The sequence below is a fragment of the Clostridium muellerianum genome (genome assembly GCF_012926525.1).
Taxonomy (GTDB): domain Bacteria; phylum Bacillota; class Clostridia; order Clostridiales; family Clostridiaceae; genus Clostridium_AM; species Clostridium_AM muellerianum.
The window spans coordinates 177,801-197,832 of the sequence record NZ_JABBNI010000014.1; the positions used below are offsets into that span (position 1 = coordinate 177,801).

17 protein-coding genes are annotated in these 20,032 nt (G+C 28.0%); 9 read left to right on the forward strand and 8 right to left on the reverse strand.

The window, feature by feature from the left end:
- Positions 1-159 precede the first annotated feature (159 nt).
- The 5 genes from HBE96_RS08200 (at position 160) to HBE96_RS08220 (ending at position 5,309) form a co-directional block, all read left to right on the forward strand.
- Positions 160-573, forward strand: a complete 414-nt coding sequence (locus HBE96_RS08200) for a hypothetical protein (RefSeq protein ID WP_169297275.1) — start codon at positions 160-162, stop codon at positions 571-573.
- 598 nt (positions 574-1,171) lie between these two features.
- Positions 1,172-2,365, forward strand: coding sequence for a Y-family DNA polymerase (locus tag HBE96_RS08205; protein WP_169297276.1), 1,194 nt, complete (start codon positions 1,172-1,174; stop codon positions 2,363-2,365).
- A gap of 176 nt (positions 2,366-2,541) precedes the next feature.
- Positions 2,542-2,886 (forward strand): phenylpyruvate tautomerase MIF-related protein, encoded by a 345-nt coding sequence (locus HBE96_RS08210; protein ID WP_169297277.1) that lies wholly within the window; start codon positions 2,542-2,544, stop codon positions 2,884-2,886.
- A gap of 757 nt (positions 2,887-3,643) precedes the next feature.
- Positions 3,644-4,312: a hypothetical protein gene (locus HBE96_RS08215; RefSeq protein ID WP_169297278.1), complete on the forward strand. Its 669-nt coding sequence runs from the start codon at positions 3,644-3,646 to the stop codon at positions 4,310-4,312.
- 4 nt (positions 4,313-4,316) lie between these two features.
- Complete coding sequence (locus HBE96_RS08220) at positions 4,317-5,309, forward strand: tyrosine recombinase XerC (protein ID WP_169297279.1); 993 nt, start codon at positions 4,317-4,319, stop codon at positions 5,307-5,309.
- Positions 5,310-5,354: 45 nt separating this feature from the next.
- On the opposite strand, the gene HBE96_RS08225 is transcribed toward HBE96_RS08220, so the two are convergent.
- Positions 5,355-5,759 (reverse strand): hypothetical protein, encoded by a 405-nt coding sequence (locus HBE96_RS08225; RefSeq protein WP_169297280.1) that lies wholly within the window; start codon positions 5,757-5,759, stop codon positions 5,355-5,357.
- Between the two features lie 306 nt (positions 5,760-6,065).
- On the opposite strand from HBE96_RS08225, the gene lexA reads away from it, so the two are divergent.
- Positions 6,066-6,674: a transcriptional repressor LexA gene (gene lexA, locus HBE96_RS08230; protein WP_169297281.1), complete on the forward strand. Its 609-nt coding sequence runs from the start codon at positions 6,066-6,068 to the stop codon at positions 6,672-6,674.
- A 248-nt stretch (positions 6,675-6,922) separates the two neighbouring features.
- Here the strand turns inward: lexA and HBE96_RS08235 are convergent, their stop codons facing one another.
- From HBE96_RS08235 to miaB, 6 genes are all read right to left on the reverse strand, one after another.
- A complete protein-coding gene (locus HBE96_RS08235; RefSeq protein WP_169297282.1) occupies positions 6,923-8,203 on the reverse strand; it encodes a methionine gamma-lyase family protein in 1,281 nt (426 codons plus the stop codon).
- Positions 8,204-8,425: 222 nt separating this feature from the next.
- The gene (hfq, locus tag HBE96_RS08240; RefSeq protein ID WP_169297283.1) at positions 8,426-8,680 is read right to left on the reverse strand and encodes an RNA chaperone Hfq; all 255 of its coding nucleotides are present in this window, start codon (positions 8,678-8,680) and stop codon (positions 8,426-8,428) included.
- 70 nt (positions 8,681-8,750) lie between these two features.
- Positions 8,751-9,689, reverse strand: a complete 939-nt coding sequence (gene miaA, locus HBE96_RS08245; protein WP_169297284.1) for a tRNA (adenosine(37)-N6)-dimethylallyltransferase MiaA — start codon at positions 9,687-9,689, stop codon at positions 8,751-8,753.
- A gap of 72 nt (positions 9,690-9,761) precedes the next feature.
- Positions 9,762-11,666 carry a DNA mismatch repair endonuclease MutL gene (mutL, locus tag HBE96_RS08250; protein WP_169297285.1) on the reverse strand — a complete coding sequence of 635 codons (1,905 nt, stop codon included), beginning with the start codon at positions 11,664-11,666 and terminating at the stop codon, positions 9,762-9,764.
- 119 nt (positions 11,667-11,785) lie between these two features.
- Positions 11,786-14,500, reverse strand: a complete 2,715-nt coding sequence (mutS, locus tag HBE96_RS08255; protein ID WP_169297286.1) for a DNA mismatch repair protein MutS — start codon at positions 14,498-14,500, stop codon at positions 11,786-11,788.
- Between the two features lie 54 nt (positions 14,501-14,554).
- Positions 14,555-15,901: a tRNA (N6-isopentenyl adenosine(37)-C2)-methylthiotransferase MiaB gene (gene miaB / locus HBE96_RS08260; RefSeq protein ID WP_169297287.1), complete on the reverse strand. Its 1,347-nt coding sequence runs from the start codon at positions 15,899-15,901 to the stop codon at positions 14,555-14,557.
- Between the two features lie 480 nt (positions 15,902-16,381).
- Between miaB and HBE96_RS08265 the strand changes: the two genes are divergently transcribed.
- The 3 genes from HBE96_RS08265 (at position 16,382) to HBE96_RS08275 (ending at position 19,057) form a co-directional block, all read left to right on the forward strand.
- Positions 16,382-17,566 (forward strand): aminotransferase-like domain-containing protein, encoded by a 1,185-nt coding sequence (locus HBE96_RS08265; protein WP_169297288.1) that lies wholly within the window; start codon positions 16,382-16,384, stop codon positions 17,564-17,566.
- 69 nt (positions 17,567-17,635) lie between these two features.
- Complete coding sequence (locus tag HBE96_RS08270; protein WP_169297289.1) at positions 17,636-17,794, forward strand: hypothetical protein; 159 nt, start codon at positions 17,636-17,638, stop codon at positions 17,792-17,794.
- A gap of 69 nt (positions 17,795-17,863) precedes the next feature.
- Positions 17,864-19,057 (forward strand): pyridoxal phosphate-dependent aminotransferase, encoded by a 1,194-nt coding sequence (locus HBE96_RS08275; protein WP_169297290.1) that lies wholly within the window; start codon positions 17,864-17,866, stop codon positions 19,055-19,057.
- A gap of 44 nt (positions 19,058-19,101) precedes the next feature.
- Here the strand turns inward: HBE96_RS08275 and HBE96_RS08280 are convergent, their stop codons facing one another.
- Positions 19,102-19,965 (reverse strand): GNAT family N-acetyltransferase, encoded by an 864-nt coding sequence (locus HBE96_RS08280; protein WP_169297291.1) that lies wholly within the window; start codon positions 19,963-19,965, stop codon positions 19,102-19,104.
- Between the last annotated feature and the right edge of the window lie 67 nt (positions 19,966-20,032).

Below are 20,032 nucleotides of genomic sequence, written 5' to 3' on the forward strand. Positions count from 1 at the left end.
AGTAAGAAAACAAGATTAATGAAGTGTTATTAAAATGTAGCGGTAAAATTAGGAGTATTAAGATGATTAATGAACATAAATACAATTTTCAATTTTAATACAAATGATGTAAAATTATTTTATTAAATTACATTTTTTCAAAAGAAAGGGGACTTGGAAATGAGCAAAAAAATGAAATTTTTAACAGCAACTTTATGTGGAGCATTATTAATATCCAATATTGCAATAACTAATGTTAATGCTAAAACTTTACAGGTAGATAAAAAAATTACTTCGAGTACTATTTATACACCAAATTATGCTGCAACATCTTATAATATTAATGCAACATATAATGCTCCTAATGTTTTAGTAGAGTATTATCCTAGTGATTCAAAAAAACATTCTTATACTACTGCAATCCTTCTTTATGACAAAAATAATAATAGAATTGGTATGCTAAATGATCAAGAAAATAACACATCAGGAAGGTATGCTGTAAACATGGGAACTTATCAGAATTGGTATAAAGCTGAAGTAGTTTTCAATGCAGATAATGTGTATATAGGTACAAGAATAGTATATCATAAATAATTGCTTTATACTTATTGGGAGTATAACAACGTTTTTCTGCACAGTAGTAAAAACTTACTGATTACCCGTATAGATTTGTAGTAACGACCGCTTACAGGACTTTAAAAAAAGAATGGTGGACAAGCATCGATAATGTCTGAGCCGTTTGTCCACCATTCTTTTTTAATCATATCTATATTTCTTCCGAGTCTATTTAACTATAAGTGTGTTATTTTTTCTAAGTTCTAATTTTATGCGATGGCTATCATTCTCTTTAAGGCGGAAGATAACAACACTGATACGTCACTGGATAAGTTCTTTTAAAACTCATATGTAATCGTAAAATCGCCTAATTTTTATAAGAATAAAACGGGTACAGTTTTTTATCTATGTTAGTATTATTTTTTGATGAAAATGAGATCTAGATCTCAATAAGAGTTTTTTTAGTGAGGATAGGATTTATTTGATTGATTAGTATTCGTAATAAATATTATGTATACTAAATAAATGAAAAAAATATTTAACATTAAATTATTTTTAGCAATACTTTACTTAAAACTTATGTTCGTATATAATGGAATTGATGAAAATTAACTGATTTTTAAAAGGGGATTTATAGATGACCGATAGAATTGTGTTTCATATAGATGTAAATTCTGCTTTTCTTTCATGGAGTGCAGTATATAAATTAAGCCAGGGAGAAAAAGTAGATTTAAGAGAAATACCTTCCATAATAGGAGGAGATGAAACTAAAAGGCATGGAATAGTACTAGCAAAATCTATTTCTGCAAAAAAATACGGTATAAAAACCGGAGAACCTATCGCAAAGGCTAAAAGAAAATGTACCAATATTCTAGTAGTTCCTCCGTTATTTACTATTTACTCTAAATATAGTAAATCTATGTTTAATCTTTTAAAAGAGTATACACCTGATATTCAAAAATTTTCTATAGATGAATGTTTTTTAGACCTAACAGGGGAGAAAGATTATATTAACCTAGCTCACATTATTAAAGATAGAATAAAAAAAGAGTTAGGTTTTACAGTGAATATAGGTATATCAAATAACAAACTTTTGGCAAAAATGGCCTCAGATTTTGAAAAACCTGATAAAATCCACACACTTTTTCCTGAAGAAATAAAAGATAAAATGTGGCCTCTGCCTGTAGAAGATTTATTTATGGTAGGAAGAGCTACACTGCCTAAGCTTAATTCTATAAATATCTACACTATCGGGGATTTAGCTAATTATGATTTAAGCTTTTTAAAGTATAAATTTAAAAGTTATGGAGAGCTTTTATGGAATTATGCAAATGGTATAGATAATTCAAAACTAGAATCTATAAATAGAAACTCTGCAAAAAGTATAAGCAATTCTACTACTTTGACTTATGATGTTACAAATAGGGAAGCTGCCCATAAAATTATACTTTCTTTGTGTGAAAACATAACTATGAAACTTAGAAGTAATAAATTTTTATGTAGTGTTATAGCTGTTTCTATAAAAAATAGTAGTTTTGAAGTATATTCAAAACAAAAAAAGGTAACTCCTGCTACAGACTGCACAGATGAGATAGTAGAATATAGCTTTGAACTTTTTGATACTCTTTGGAAGGGTGAACCTATTAGGCTTATAGGAGTTACTTTAGGAGACTTATGTAAGGAGGGGATAAAACAATTAAGTTTATTTGATGATGAAAATTACGAAAAAAGTTTAGAAAAAAATAGATCTCTAGATAAAGCTCTCGATAATATAAAAAACAAATTTGGAACTGGTTCCATATTTAGATTATCATCTTTAGATAAAGATTAAAATTTGAGATCGTTCTAATAATATGTTAAACTTATTTCTATAAAATTTATAAGAGATTGCTTTAAAACAGTAAAGTTACAATAGAAATGTTTTTTAAGATTTGTGCGCTGCTTTTGCTATAAGATGCAATTTTAATAATATAAAAAATACACATTACATATAAGGAGTGGATTTTAATGCCATATATAAATTCGACTTTAACATTAAAGCTATCTGAAGAAAAGAAAGAAAGTATAAAAACAAAGTTAGGTGAAATAATTAGTGAAATTCCAGGGAAAAGTGAAGAGTGGTTAATGGTAGGATTTAATGATAATTATTCTCTTTACTTTAGAGGGAATAAAAAGGATAAAGCAGCCTTTGTAGAAATTAAAATCTTTGGAACTGCTGAAAGAAAATATAAAGAAATTATTAATTTAAAAATATGTGAGTTGTTTGAAAACGAACTTTCTATTTCAAGGGATAGCGTTTACATAACTTTTACAGAAGTGCAGGATTGGGGATGGAACGGATCTATGTTTTAGGATCAGCAAAAGCTGATCCTATTTATTTTCTAATTAAAACATGATGATAATTACCTATATAATTATATAACTCATTTTTCATTTTATTTAATATTTTTCCAACTGATTGTGTTAAAAAAATAAATTTTAAAAAGTTTCAAATCTAGTTATGATGCATTTGAAGCTTTTTATTTTTTGCTTTTTTAAATAAAATGAAACTTATTGATGATATATGTAACAAACTTTTTTAGAAATGAAAAAAGTAGAAAATACAATAGAAAAATGAATTCACACACTTATCACCAGTTTGTGGAAATATATCAAATTAATAACTATCAACATTCTTGTAATACGCTTTGAATAAAAACGATTCATTTCTGTTCCCCTATCTGTTATTGATAATATTCTCAGTTGAAATTCATGCATATATAAACAGTATAATTTATTACAAAAATATACATCAATTTGATTTTAAGTTATTTTCCGATATTATGTTATAATTTAATTATTGCTTAAAGCTTTCTCTATCATACTGATATTATTTTTGTCATTATATGTTTCAATTATGGTTCTGGATAATTATTATTAATGACCGGTTCTTTTAAATTAAGTTTAATACCTTATATAATACCTATTGTATTATATAATAATACTCTTCTTAACATCGCTCAAAATATTATATGCGCTAAATATACATTTATTAAACTTCGCGTATTGAATAATGCGAAGCTATATAGTATAATAGAATCAAGGCTTAACATAGATTTAGGAGGTTTTTATGAATAGAGGTAGAACCATAACGTTTAAATACAAGCATTTTCAATATGATGAACATATTAAAAAATTATTATCTACTGATCTGAACCCTAATGATGAACTAGAATTGCAAAAAATATATAGCAATTATGAATCTTTAGATGTTCGCAGAGGCTATGAATACATAATAAAGGATTTGTATATTTTAATAGTAAAAAGAAACATTAGCACTACAGATATAGCTAATATATACGGTATTGGCTCTAGAACGGTACAAATATGGCTAAAAGAATTAGGATTAAACAGAACCCAAAAACAAGCTCAAAAAATAGCTGTAACCAAAAGAGATTACAACTTTATAAAAAAAGGTATAAATAATTCACATTCTTCTGGCTCGCTTACGCAAAATGATATAATATATAAATTGGACAAGCTTTTAAAAGAAGAGCTCAACGGATACGAAATTGTAATTGGTATAACCCATCACGGAATCTCGGATTGCAAAACAGATATTCCTGTAATTGTATTCAAAGACACTCAAGTTAGTAAATTTTTAATTGAAACGCATTCTCAATTGCACAAAGAAAAAATCAATAGGCATAAGTGCTATAAACTTATAAAATTAAGTAATAATAAAGATGCCTTAAAAAATGTAATTACAGAAATATCAGAAGAAGTGAAAGGAATTTAGCATTATGAAATACGATATTGCATCAATAAGAAGTAATAATCTACCCCAAAGTTTAATAGATTTTTTAAATTACTTAGAAACAATAAAAGGAAAATCTCAAAATACCATAAAAGGTTATAAAATCGATTTAACTATGTTTTTTAGATTTTTAAAAATTTATAAAGGATTATTCAATGATGAAAGCCTTGATTTTGAAGAAATACCTATAGGTGATATAAGTAATGCTGTTTTACAGCAAATAACTTTAGCAGATCTTTACGCATTTTTATCGTTCACAGAAAAATATAGAGAAAATAGTGCTTATGCTAGAGCTAGAAAAGTTGCTACATTAAAATCATTTTTTAAATTTCTAAATGGTAAAGCTAAAATTATAGTTGAAAACCCCGCTATAGATTTAGAATCTCCTAAAATAAGCAAAAGAAACCCGACATATCTCACTTTAGATGAAAGTAAATCTCTTTTAAACGCCATATCTGGCAGGAACAAGGAAAGAGATTATTGTATAATAACTTTCTTTTTAAATTGTGGTCTTAGACTTTCTGAGCTCTGCGGCATTGATATTCCTAATATAAAAGGAGATATTTTAACTGTTATAGGTAAAGGTAATAAAGAGAGGACAGTTTATTTAAATAATGCATGTGTGAAAGCTTTGGATAATTATTTAAAGGTTCGTAATGAGAATTTAGATAAAATAATCGATAAAGATGCCCTTTTTATAAGCAAAAATCATACTAGAATAAGCAAAAGAACTGTAGAAATTATGTTGAAAAAGCATTTAGTTAATGCAAAATTGGATTCAGAAAAATATACCCCTCATAAACTGAGACACACAGCCGCAACGCTTATGTATAAATACGGAAACGTAGATATAAGAAGTCTCCAAAAAATATTAGGCCATGAAAATGTATCCACAACTCAAATTTACACTCACGTTGATGATGAAAAATTAAGAGATGCCGTTAAATTAAATCCTTTAAGTGAAGAAAGCGAGAATTAAAAAAACAAGAGGCTGTGTCCCTTTTCACAAGCCTCTTGCAACTTTCTAGTTATTCTCATTAGTCTTAAATCTTATAAAACCAGGAAACTCTTCATAGGTTAAGTCCTTAAATACTCCTTCGTCCTCAATAATCTCTCTTAAACCATCTATATCATCTATAAATTCTATTTTATCATCATTGTTACTCTGGCATTCTGACTGTTCTCCACATGAAGAAACAGATTCTTTTTCATCATTAAGTACTTGATAACAATTATCATTTTCAAACACTTCTGTGTCATTTTTTTCTTCCATTATTTCATCGATTTTTATTGCTTTCATATCATAACCTTCTAATTCAAGACACTTACCACAGTTATTGCACTTCTTATTAGAATTTAAATCACATTTATTGCAGTCACCGCAGTTAATACAGTCTTTATTAGAATTAAATATACACTTTTTATTCATCAGCTAATTCCTTCCCTTTTTAGTATAATATCTTAGATTCTACATTTAATAATTTAAAGCCTAAATACTATTATACACAATCTAAATTAAATTCCAAGTTATTTTTATTCAATATTACTATAATCGGGAATTTTATCCTATACTAAATTAATTATATCCCATTTATTATAAAATTATACAACTAAAGCGACCCTTTCACAGAACACAAGTTTGATAATTGTATTTAAATATGGTATAATTCAAGTTAATTAAAGTATTTTTGGAAAATTAGTTTCTCTAAAATATCTAAGTTAAAGGGGTGTTTTTATGGCCGGACGTAAAAGTAATAAACAGATGGAAATTTACGAATTTATAAAGGATCAAATTAAAGAAAAAGGATATCCCCCTTCTGTAAGGGAAATATGTGCAGCTGTAGGATTAAGTTCTACATCTACAGTTCATGGACATCTTGAAAGATTAGAAAAAAAAGGTCTCATAAAAAGAGACGCTACTAAGCCTAGAACTATAGAAGTCATAGAAAATTCTTTGAATAGAAAAGAAATGATAAATGTTCCTATAATAGGCACTATTACTGCTGGTATGCCTATTTTAGCAGTAGAAAACATAGAAGACACCTTCCCTTTGCCTGTAGATTACGTAAAAAGTAATAAAGAGCTTTTTATGTTAAAGGTTAGTGGCGAAAGTATGATTGATGCTGGAATATTAAATGGTGATTTTTGCATAATTGAAAAAACTAATGCTGCTGAAAATGGTGATATTATTGCTGCTTTAATAGATAACGAAGCCACTCTTAAAAGGTTCTTCAAAGAAAAAGATCATATAAGGCTTCAACCGGAAAACAAAACTATGAAGCCAATAATCGTACCTGATTGTCAGGTGCTAGGTAAATTAGTAGGACTTTACAGAAACTACTAAACTAATTATTCTAAATATATAAAAGTTTCATTGCATTTCAAATCAATAAAGATAGTACCTCTTATGCTAAGAAGTACTATCTTTTAATTAAGTTATTTCATTATATTACTAATTGTTATAATTTCAGCATTAGTTAAATATTTTCCTGCAGCTTTACTATAACTTTTAATATAAGCTCTGCAGCTCTAAGTTATATAATCAATGTATACCCAATTTGTATAACCTAACTAACAGTTTAAATTGTAATATTAAATTATCTTAGAAAGAGCAATTAATATGCCTATTTTAGCATGATCAAAAGTAAGACCACCCTGAAGATATGCTATGTATGGTTCCCTTATTGGTGCATCTGCTGATAATTCAATAGATGATCCTTGAACAAAGGCACCTGCTGCCATTATTACCTGATCTTCATAGCCTGGCATATCCCATGGTTCACATTGTACAAAAGAATCTATAGGTGATCCTTGCTGAATGCCTTTACAGAAATTTATTAATTTTTCTTTATCATTAAATTTTATAGCTTGTATTATATCACTTCTCTTATCTGTATAGTATGGAAGTACTTCAAATCCAGAAAGCTCCATTATCCTCGCACAGAAAAGAGCTCCCTTTACTGCTTCCATAGCTACATGTGGTGCCAGAAATAATCCTTCATATAAGAGTCTCATAACACCAAAAGTAGAACCACATTCTCCACCTATTCCAGGTATGGTTAATCTATAAGAAGCTTGAGTAACATATTCTTCTTTTCCTGCTATGTAACCTCCTGTTGGAGCTATCCCTCCCCCTATATTTTTAATAAGTGAGCCTGCGATTAAATCAGCTCCTACATCTGTAGGTTCTTTTATGTCTATGAACTCACCATAACAATTATCTACAAAACATATCACTTCTGGTTTAATGTTTTTTACAAAATCTATTATTTCTTTAATTTCTGATACCAATAAAGCTTTTCTCCAGCCATATCCAGTAGATCTTTGTATATGTATTAATTTTATTTTAGGATCATTTTCTAATTCATTTTTGATCTTATCATAATTAAATTTACCTTCAGAAGTTAAATCTACCTGTTTATAATTTACTCCAAAATCCTTTAAAGATCCTATATTTTCTTTTCCGCTTATTCCTATAATATTATGTAATGTATCATATGGAGTACCACATATGCACATCATAGTGTCATTAGGTCTTAAGTTTCCAAATAAAGCAGCTCCTAATGCATGAGTACCATTCACAAAATGAGGTCTTACTAATGCACTTTCACAGTTGAATATTCTAGCATAAACTTTATCTAAAGAATCTCTTCCTATGTCTCCATATCCATATCCTGAAGAATTAGTGAAATGAGATTCGCTTATTCTTTCCTGCTGCAGCGCATTTAAAACTTTTAATTGATTATACTCTCTTATTTCATCATACTTTAAAAATTCATCTTTTATATCATTTATGGTTTGTTCATAAAGTTCAAGGACTTTATCACTTATACCATAATACTGCTTTAACTTTTGTTTTGTTAGTTCTATCATTTTACCAAACTCCTTTAAATTTTTATGTATAAAGCAACCTCAATTAATAACAAGGTTACTTGAATGTAAAGATTAGAAATTAGTAATCAATTCACCTGATAGTTACCTACAGCAATATTCCAACTAAATATAATTCATTGATGATTACTAGTTACTGGTTCCTTTTAACACATGTTTTATAATATCATATAAAAAAAAAATAGGCAATAATCTGCCTATTTCTTACTTTTCTTGTTGAGTTTCTTCACAAGGAATATTGTTAAATAAAATAGTTTTAGCAGGAGTAATAGTAGATATAGCATGTTTGTATATCATCATCTGCTTACCTTCACTATCAAGAACGACTGTAAAGCTATCAAATCCTTTAACATTACCTTTGAGCTGAAAACCATTAGTTAAATGTATAGTAACTGCAGTTCTATTTTTTCTTGCGCCATTTAAAAATATATCTTGTAAATTGCTGGCTGTTTTACTCATATTATCCACACCCTCCGTTGAAAGTTTTAATTTATATATTCTATAAATTATTATAAATTCCTTTTAATTATTATAATTTCTTTAATGATGTAAAAATGTCAATTATATTATCTACAATTTCATCTTCTTTCTCAAACTTATCTTTGTCTATCCATATAGCTCTTTTATCTTTTCTGAACCAAGTAAGCTGCCTTTTAGCATAGTTTCTACTACCCTTTTTTATAGAGTAAATAGCTTCATCTAAAGAAATTTTATTATCTAGATAATATAAAATTTCTTTATAACCTATACCTTTCATTGACTGCATATCAGATGAATATCCCATAGCTTTTAACTTTTTAACTTCTTCTATCAGTCCATTTTCAAGCATTATGTCTACCCTTTTGTTTATTCTTTCATAAAGCTTTTCTCTATCCATAGTAAGTACAAAGTAATAAACATTATAAGGTATATCATAAATATCATTTTCCAAATTAAACTCACTTATAGTTTTACCCGTAAGTTTATAAACCTCAAGTGCTCTTACAACTCTTTTTAAATCATTAGGATATAATCTATTAAAAGATTCAATATCTACTTCTTTAAGTAAGCTATGTACATATTCTTTTCCTTCTGTTTCTGCTAAATGATGAAGGTAGTTTCTATATTCATAATCTGTAGATGCTTCAGTGAAATCATAATTGTAAATCAAGGAATTAATATATAATCCAGTACCTCCCACTAACATAGGCAATTTATTTTTACTGCTTATATAATCTATTTTTTCTTCAACCATCTTTTTGTATTCAGAAACATTAAAATTTATATTAGGTTCTATTATATCTATAAGATGGTGAGGTATATTTTGCATTTCTTCTTTTGTAACTTTTGCAGAACCTATATCCATGTATTTATATATCTGCATAGAATCTGCAGATATTACTTCTCCATTTAATCTTTGCGCAAGTTTTATAGATATATCAGTTTTTCCTACAGCAGTAGGCCCTGCCAGTATAAATAAATCTTTCATAAAATCCCCCTTTTCCCTTGGATGTTATCTTGCTAACAAATTTATATAAAAAGCTTTAAATTTCTAAATAGTTTACTGTATTCTTTTGAATTTTTTTTCTAGTTCGTTTAGAGTAATTTTTATTATAGTAGGTCTGCCATGGGGACAATTAAATGGATCATTAATAAATCTTAACTCTTCTACTAAAGCATCCATTTCTATATTAGATAAATTATCATTAGCCTTTATTGCTGCTTTGCAGGCAAGTTTAGCTATAGCATTATATTTTACTTCCCAAGTTTCACCAGAGCCCATATTTTTAAGATTTTCCAATATATCCGTAAACAAATTTTTTATATCAGGCTTACCTAATACTAAAGGTACCTCTCTTATACTTATTGTATTATCGCCAAAAACTTCTATATTAAAACCTACTTTAGAAAAAGTTTCTTTATTATCTGCATAATACATAAAATCTTCATGATACAATTCAATAATTACAGGAGTTATTAAAATTTGAGCTACTATATTATTTTCCTTAATACTTTTTTTATATTGTTCAAATAGTATTTTTTCATGAGCAGCATGTTGATCTATAAGATACAGCGTATCCATATATTGAGCTAATATGTATGTACTATGAAATTGGCCTATTATATTTAGCTTTGGAAATTTAGGTTCAACTTTAATAGGATTAACTTCAATTTGGCTGCAGACATTCTCTTTACTATAAGTCTTATCTATTTTTAATAATTCACTATTTTCTTTGCATAATTGAAAATCTTCATTACGTTCTATCGGATGTTTTTCTCCATAATCTTTATAACAATTAGACCTTTCGATATTATAAGTATCTTCATGTTTTGATTTTAAATCTATAGGAAGCTGTATTAGTTCTTTTTTATTTTCTACTTTATCTTTTAATAGTCCCCCTTTAGCATTATTGTCATCTGGCACAGAAGATAAATCATTATTAATTTCCTCGGGGAATATATTGAAGGAGTCCTTAAGACTATCTCTTAATGCCTTATGTACAGTATCAAAGGTAATTTTGAAAATTTCCCTATCATCCCTAAATTTTATTTCGGATTTAGTAGGATGAACATTTACATCTATGTATTCAGGAAATATGTCTAGAAATAATACAAAAAAAGGATACTTATTTATCATCAAAAAGGATTTAAATGCATTCTCCACTGCTGCAGTTATTAGTTTATTTTTTATATACCTTTTATTTACAAATATACTTTCATTATTTCTACTTCCTCTGCTTATTTCAGAATTACCAATATATCCGTATATAGACATTATATCCGTATGTCTCTCAAAATTTATTATATTATCACATGTAGATTTTCCGTATACACACCTTATAGTGTCTACTAAGTTTCCTGTTCCATAAGTAGTAAGTACTTTTTTACCATTATTAATGAGTTTAAAAGAAATGTCACTATGAGCTAAAGCTAATCTATTTAATATATCTGTTATATAGGCAGATTCCCTACTTGAAGACTTTAAAAACTTTTGCCTAGCAGGAACATTAAAAAATATATCATTAACTTCTATGGTAGTTCCTAAATTGCAGGCTGCATCTTCAATATGATTTATATTACCTCCGGTTATTGAAATTTCTTTTCCAAAATCAAATTCTTTTATTTTACTTCTTAAAATAGTATTTGAAACAGAAGCAATACTTGCTAAAGCCTCACCTCTAAATCCCATAGTATTTATGTTATAAATATCTTCTATATTTTTTATTTTACTTGTAGCATGTGGCATAAAAACTTTTTCGATATCATCTGGATGAATACCTTCTCCATCATCTAAAACCTTAATAGTTTTTTGTCCACCATCTGTTGTTTCTACAGTTATATTTTTAGCTCCTGAATCTATACTATTTTCAACTAACTCTTTTACTACTGAAAAAGGTCTTTCAACTACTTCTCCTGCTGCTATTTTATTAGATGTTTCTAAATCTAGTACATTTACTCTTTTCAAAATATCACCTTCATAATCTATATAACTTAAAAATAAGTAACTAAATACTGGTTACTTATTTCTAATATTTTAATTTCAAAAAGTATTTTATTTATTAAAGTGTCCTTATCTCACAATACTTAATTTAGATCCTTTGCTTTTTTTATTATATCATAAAGCTTATTAAATCCATCCATAGGTGTCATACTTAATACGTCAAGAGAACTTATTTCTTTTATTAAATTTTCTTTTTCTATATCAGAAAATCCCATTTGAAGTGGCACACTTTTATCTTCTGTAATGGCTAAACTATCATTTTTTAACTTTTCATCAGATGATACATCTTCATTAATACTATAGTATTCTTTTTGAGACTTTGATATATTTTTTTCAGTTATTTCAACATTGCTATCTATAATTTCACGAACATCTATATCACTACTTTTTTCATTTTCAATTGATTTTAGTATTTCCTTAGCTCTCTCTATAACTTCATCAGGAAGACCTGCCAACTTTGCTACTTCTATGCCATAGGATTGATCAGCACCGCCTTTTATAATTTTACGCAAGAACACAATATCGCTACCTATTTCTTTTACTGATACAGAATAGTTTTTAACCCCTGATAAAATGTCTTCCAATTTAGTAAGCTCATGGTAATGGGTAGCAAACAATGTTTTGCATTTAAGCTTTTTGTTGTTACAAATATATTCTATTACAGACCAAGCTATACTAAGACCATCATAAGTACTGGTTCCTCTTCCTACCTCATCTAATAATATTAAACTTTTATTTGTAGCATTTTTTAATATATTTGATACTTCCCACATTTCAACCATAAAAGTACTTTTACCTGCAGCTAGATCATCAGAAGCGCCTATTCTTGTAAATATTTTATCACAAACTGATATTACTGCCTTTTTAGCAGGAACAAAACTTCCTATTTGAGCCATAATCACAATCAATGCTACTTGCCTCATATAAGTAGATTTTCCTGCCATATTAGGACCTGTTATGATTAAGAGCTGTTCATCAGAAGTATTTATAACAGTATCATTTGATATAAAGCTTCCTGAAGGTATCATTTTTTCTACTACAGGATGTCTTCCCTCTTCAATATAAATATCTTCCTTACTGTTGATTTCTGGTTTACAATAGTTGTTCTCTAAAGCTATAGTAGAAAGCGAACTTAAACAATCTATTTCAGATATAATTTTTGCAGTTTCCTGCATTCTGCCTACTTGCTTTTCTATTTTATCTCTTACATCAATAAAAATGTCATATTCCAAATTAATAAGCTTTTCTTCTGATCCAAGTATTTTATCTTCCATTTCTTTAAGACTAGGAGTTATATATCTTTCCGCATTAGCTAAAGTTTGTTTTCTTATATACCTTCCTTCTGGAATAGAACTTAAATTAGTTTTAGTTACTTCAATATAGTATCCGAAAACTTTGTTGTATCCAACTTTTAGGGATTTAATACCTGTAATTTCTCTTTCACTGTTTTCAAGAGAAGCAATCCAATCCTTGCCATGTGCTTTAGCTAATTTTAATTCATCAACTTCTTCATTATAACCTTCTTTTATAAGATTACCTTCCTTTAAAGATATAGAAGGATTATCTATTATAGCCTTATCTAATATTTCATATATATCCTGCAATTCATCTAATTTAATACTCATATTATGTAAAAGAGTAGTTTTAAAATTTGAAAGTACTTTTTTAATAATTGGTATTTTTTTAATTGAACCTTTAAGGGATATCAATTCCTTTGCATTGACATTTTTAGAAGATATTTTTCCAACTAATCTTTCTATATCATAAATTTCTTTTAAAGCTTCTTTTAAATCTTCATGAATAGTTAAATTATTTAATAATTCTTCTACGGAATCAATTCTAAGTTTTATTGCACTTTTATTTATCAAAGGTTGTTCTATCCATTTTCTAAGTTGCCTTCCGCCCATAGCGGTATTAGTTCTATCCATTACCCATAAAAGAGATCCTTTTTTGCTTTTATCCCTTAAAGTTTCAGTTAATTCTAAGTTTCTTCTAGAATTTATATCTATTGCCATATAATCTACTACATTATAATAGTTAAAACAATTAATATGAGATAATTGAGTTTTTTGAGTTTCAACAACATACTTTAAAAGACCACTTGAACATTTAACTAAAACTTCATTATAATCTTCTTCTTTAAATCCACTAAATTGTTTACTTAATAGCTCTTTTGCATTTAAGGTGAAAAAATCTTGAGAAAGACTTGTAAATGATGCACTAAATCTTTCTTTTATATCGTTTTGTATTTTTTCATCTAAATCCTCTTGTATTAATATTTCTTTAGGAGAATATTTAGAAATTTCATCCAGCAAAGTTGCTAGGTTGAATTTCATATCTGTACAATTAAATTCGCCTGTAGATATATCTGCAAAGCATAAAGCACATATATTTTTTTCTTTTTCCAAATATAAAGTCATTATATAGTTATTTTTATTATCTTCTAGAAAAGAGGCATCTGTATATGTACCTGGTGTAATTACCTTTATAATACCCCTTTTAACAATTCCCTTAGCTTGTGATGGATCCTCTAATTGCTCACAAATGGCTACTTTATAACCTTTGTTTATTAATCTACTTATATAACTATTAGCAGCATGGTAAGGTATTCCGCACATTGGCGCTCTCTTTTCTAATCCACAATCTCTACCTGTAAGTACAAGTTCTAATTCTTTAGAAGCTATTTCTGCATCTTGAAAAAACATTTCATAAAAATCACCTAACCTAAAAAAAAGTATGCAATCCTTACATCCTTCTTTAGCATCTAAATATTGCTGCATCATTGGAGTTAATCCCAAATCAAAAACCTCCTTTAAACCATGTGGCAAGGGAAATACTATCCCCTTGCCACTTTAAATTTCTTCACCTATTAATGAAAATGAATTTGCTTTAACAATTTTAACTTTAACAAGTTTTCCTATATTATCTTTGCTACCAGAGAAATTAACAAGTTTGCCTGTTCTTGTTCTTCCAGTTAATTTAGTATCATCATTTTTGCTAAAATCTTCAACTAAAATTTCTTCAATTCTACCTTCATACTTTTTATTATTTTTAGCACTAGAAGCATTGATTATTTCTACTAACCTATTAAATCTTTCATGCTTCACATCTTCATCTATTTGTTCTTCCATTTCATCTGCAGGAGTTCCTTTCCTCCTTGAATATATAAAAGTAAATGCAGAATCATATTGTACTTCTCTTGCTAAACTTAAAGTTTCTTCAAAATCTTCTTCTGTTTCTCCTGGGAAACCTACTATAATATCTGTAGTTATAGATACATCAGGTATAGTTTCTCTTATTCTTCGTACTAAATCAAGGTACTGTTCTTTTGTGTAATGTCTATTCATCTTTTTTAATATCCTGCTTGATCCTGATTGTACAGGTAAATGCACTTGTTCACATACATTATCACACTGAGCAATAGCATCTAATACATCCTGTGTAAAATCCTTAGGATGTGGAGTCATAAATTTAATTCTTTGTAATCCCTCTATTTCATTTATTCTTTTTAAAAGATCTGCAAAGCTTAATTTAGGCTCTAAATCCTTACCGTAAGAATTAACATTTTGTCCAAGTAAAGTGATTTCTTTATAACCTTTTGATATCAAATCTTTTATTTCATTTTCTATATCTTCAGGTCTTCTGCTTCTTTCTCTTCCTCTTACAAAAGGTACTATGCAATAAGTGCAAAAATTATTGCATCCATACATTATAGTAACGAAAGCTTTAACATCACTTTTTCTATCTATTGGAAGTCCTTCAACAATGCCATCTTCCTTATTTTGAATTTCAATTATGGATTTCCCTTCTTGCTTTACTCTATTCAAATATTCCGGAAATTTATATGCATTATGAGTTCCAAATATAATATCAACAAATGGAAATCTTTTTACTATGTCTTTTGCCATTCCTTCCTGCTGCATCATGCATCCGCATATTGCTATAATCAAATCAGGCTTTTTATCCTTGAGCTTTTTTAGTGCACCAAGATTACCATATACCTTTAATTCAGCGTTTTCTCTTACGCAGCAAGTATTAAATATTATTAAATCGGAATCTTCTTTTACTTGAGTTCTTTCATATCCTATCTTTTTTAGCATACCTGATAACTTTTCTGAATCCTCTTCATTCATTTGACAGCCCCAAGTTTCTATAAAAAACAGTTTGCTTTTTTCTCTAATTTTTAATTCATTATTCAATTACTTCACCTCTAACTTAAGCGACTTATTTCGTTGTTGTATACTTAACCTTTTACATTATACTATACTTTTTTACTAATATCTATTTTATATTACTAAAAAATGTTGACTTCTATAAATACTACTTAATTACTAATTCAATTTTATATTGTTGAATTTTTCTTAACTTTAAATGTTTTGTATAAATAAATTGCATTATAGTATAATATGCAAATCATGTAGTTAAATCATACTATATTAAAGAAAGTTATATGTTTTATAAATCATCATTGATATAATGAATCAAAAATTGTATTATTACTATAATTATTGTTATTTAAATTTGAATGAAAAGGTTTTGAATTTACTAAATTTTAAATTAATTATAATATCTGCTCAAATATTCATGCAATTATCTATTAATAAAAAGGACTTTTTAGTTTTTTGTAGAATACATATTATTGTAAACAGTAATAATATATAATTTTCGGAGGGATTTTTATGGATATACGTTTTTCAGAGAGAGCTAAAGGTTTGAAGGCATCAGAAATTAGAGAGCTTTTAAAATTGACAGAAATGCCTGAAATTATTTCTTTCGCTGGTGGATTACCTGCTCCAGAATTGTTTCCTGTTAAGGAAATGGAAGGAATCATGCAAAAAGTTTTGGAAAGGGATGGAAAACTAGCTTTACAATATAGTTCTACAGAAGGTTTTAAACCTCTAAGAGAAATAATCGCTAAACAAAGAATGACTCCTGCAAAGGTAAATGTTACTGCTGATAATATAACTATGACAACAGGCTCACAGCAAGCAATAGAATTTTCAGCTAAAATCTTTGTAAATGAAGGCGATGTAGTTATTTGTGAAAGTCCTAGTTATTTAGGTGCTCTTAATGCATTTGCAGCATATAGACCAAAATTTGTTGAAATATCTATGGATGATCATGGTATGATAATGGAAGATTTAGAAAAAGCATTAAAAGCAAATCCTAATGCAAAAATGATATACACCATACCTGATTTTCAAAATCCAAGTGGAATAACTATGACAGATGACAGAAGGAAAAGAGTTGCTGAATTAGCTGCAGAATATAAAATACCAGTAATTGAAGATAATCCATATGGTGATCTTATATATGAAGGTACAAGACATCCATCAATAAAAAGCTTTGATAAAGAAGGATGGGTTATTTACCTTGGAACATTTTCAAAGAATTTCTGTCCAGGCTTAAGATTAGGTTGGGTATGTGCTTCACCTGAAATACTAGAAAAATATATAATAGTAAAACAAGGCGCAGATTTACAATGCAGTACTTTGGATCAAAGAGCAACAGCCTTATTTATGGAAACTTATAATTTAGATGAACATATTGAAAGTATTAAAAATGTCTATGGAAAGCGTAGAACTTTAATGCTTGAAAGCATGGATAAATACTTTCCAAAGGGAGTAATTCATACTAATCCTTATGGAGGATTATTTACATGGGTTAAATTAAAGGAAGGTCTTGATGCTAAAGAAATATTAAAAGAAGCTTTAAAAGAAAATGTAGCTTTTGTTCCTGGTGGCTCATTCTTCCCTAATGGCAGTCATCCAAATTACTTTAGATTAAATTATTCATGTATGCCGGATGAAAAAATAATAGAAGGTGTTAAAAGATTAGCAAAAGTTCTTGCTAAATATTACTAAAATATCTATAAATTTAGCTAAATAAAACCCTTTTTTTAGGGCAAACTACACCTAAAAGGAGGGACTATTATGCATGATATGAAGCAATCAGATGAATTTGAAAAAAATAAGGATTTAATAAGATGTGAATGTATTGGAGATAGAAATTATTTTCAACAAATACAATATGAATCCATGTTTCAATTAAAATCAAATCATGTTCCAATTGAAACTATAATAAAATTATAGTTAGATTAAAAATAGATTTTTATCTATTTAAATATTATGTATTTATATTACGAATGGGGGTTATATAAAATGAAATTGTCAAACAGAATACTGGATATGCAATTTTCACCAATCCGTAAATTGGCTCCTTATGCTACAGAAGCAAAAAAAAGAGGAACTAAGGTTTATCATCTTAATATTGGTCAGCCTGATGTTTTAACTCCAGATCCTTTCTTTAAAGCTATTGCAAACTTTAAAGAAGATGTTTTAAAGTATACTGAATCACAAGGAATGGATGCTCTTCAAGAAAGCTTTATAGAATATTATAAAAAATGGGGAACTGAATTCACTAAGGATCAACTATATATAACTAATGGTGGTAGTGAAGCTATAATGCTAGTGTTCCAAGCTATTTGTGATGCTGGTGATGAAATAGTAGTGCCTGAACCATTCTATACTAACTATACTGGGTTTGCTCAAATAGCAGGTGCTAAAACAGTTCCTTTCTTAACGAAGGCCGAAGAAGGATTCCATCTCCCTTCAAAAGAAGAAATAGTAAGTAAAATTAGTGAAAAAACAAAAGCTATAATGATTTCAAATCCTGGAAATCCTACAGGTGTTGTATATACTAAAGAAGAGTTAAGAATGCTTGGAGATATAGTAAAAGAACATGATTTATTCTTAATTGCTGATGAAGTTTATAGAGAATTTGTATATGATGGATTACAATATACATCAACTTTAACAATGACAGACATATTGGATAGATTAATTGTTGTAGACAGTATATCAAAACGTTATAGTGCTTGTGGAGCAAGAATTGGATTAGTAGCTTCTAAAAATAAAGATTTAATGTTTAATATAATGAAGTTATGCCAAACAAGACTTTGCGTTCCTACTGTAGAGCAAATTGGTGCAGCAGCATTAAAAGACACTCCTGAAAGTTACTTTACTGAGACAAGAGCTGAATATCAAAGGAGAAGAGACATAATGATGGAGGGCTTAGAAAACATTCCTGGAGTAATATGTAAAAAACCAACAGGTGCATTTTACATAGTAGCTAAATTACCTGTTGAAGATGCTGAAGACTTTGCTAAATATCTTTTAACTGATTTTAGTCATGATGGTAAAACCGTAATGGTAGCTCCTGCAGGTGGCTTCTACGGAACTCCTGGACGAGGAAAAGATGAGATAAGATTATCTTACTGTTTAAACTGCGAATCATTAAAAGATGCTATGAATCTATTAAAAATTGCCATAGAAGAATATAAAAAGACTCATTAGTATATTAAATTAAAAGTAAGTTTCATGTTGTTAAAACATGAAACTTACTTTTTTAATTCCCATCTATAATTTTTTGATAATGTTTTAAAATCTAAACTCTTATATAAATTCAGTGCCACTATATTTGAAATTTTCACTTTTATTTTAACTTGATCAAATCCATTGAAACTGCATATTTTCAAAAGATAAGTAAACAGTGATTTACTGTACCCTTTTCCTCTATATTCTTCTAATATGCCAAAATTAACTATAAACGGTGTATTGTCTTCTATTATTATTTGCCCATATCCAATATGCTTTCCATCTTTTTTTAAGAATACAGCACCTCTATCAAAATAATAGCTTTGGAGTTCATCATAGTAAATATCCTCCAAAGACAAAGGTACTCTAGATTCTTCCTTAAATACTTCATTTTGTATAGTACACCTAATTTGCTCATCAAAACCCATTTTAAAATTTTCAAATTCCAAATCATCTTTAAGCAATAAAGGTACATTTTTATAAGTATCAGAACAAAGTATTAAAGTTCCATCTTTTACGTTGAATCCTATATTTTTTAAAATATCAAAATTATAATCGTTATCCTCACACAAATATGAGCTAGTGCAGTTACTTTTTAAAGCGGTTAGTAAAAACTTATATGGGATATAATCTGTTTTTTCTGATACACTTAAAGAATTTATATTACAATTATTTTTATCGGTCATTTCAAACCACATATATCCTATGTATTCTTCATCTTTCTTTAATAATTTTACCTTCCTTTTTAATAGTATCTGCCCTGCAAAATTACATTCGTTGTAAACTGCAAAAAAATCTTCATTTAGGGAATTAAAATTATTTCTAATTTCATTGAGTTTTCTTAAAACACCGAAATTCCTTTTATTTAGCGTTACACATTGATACATATTAAATATCCTCATAATCAAAAATTATTATTAATTACTAATTTAAGTATAATTAATAACTGTATAT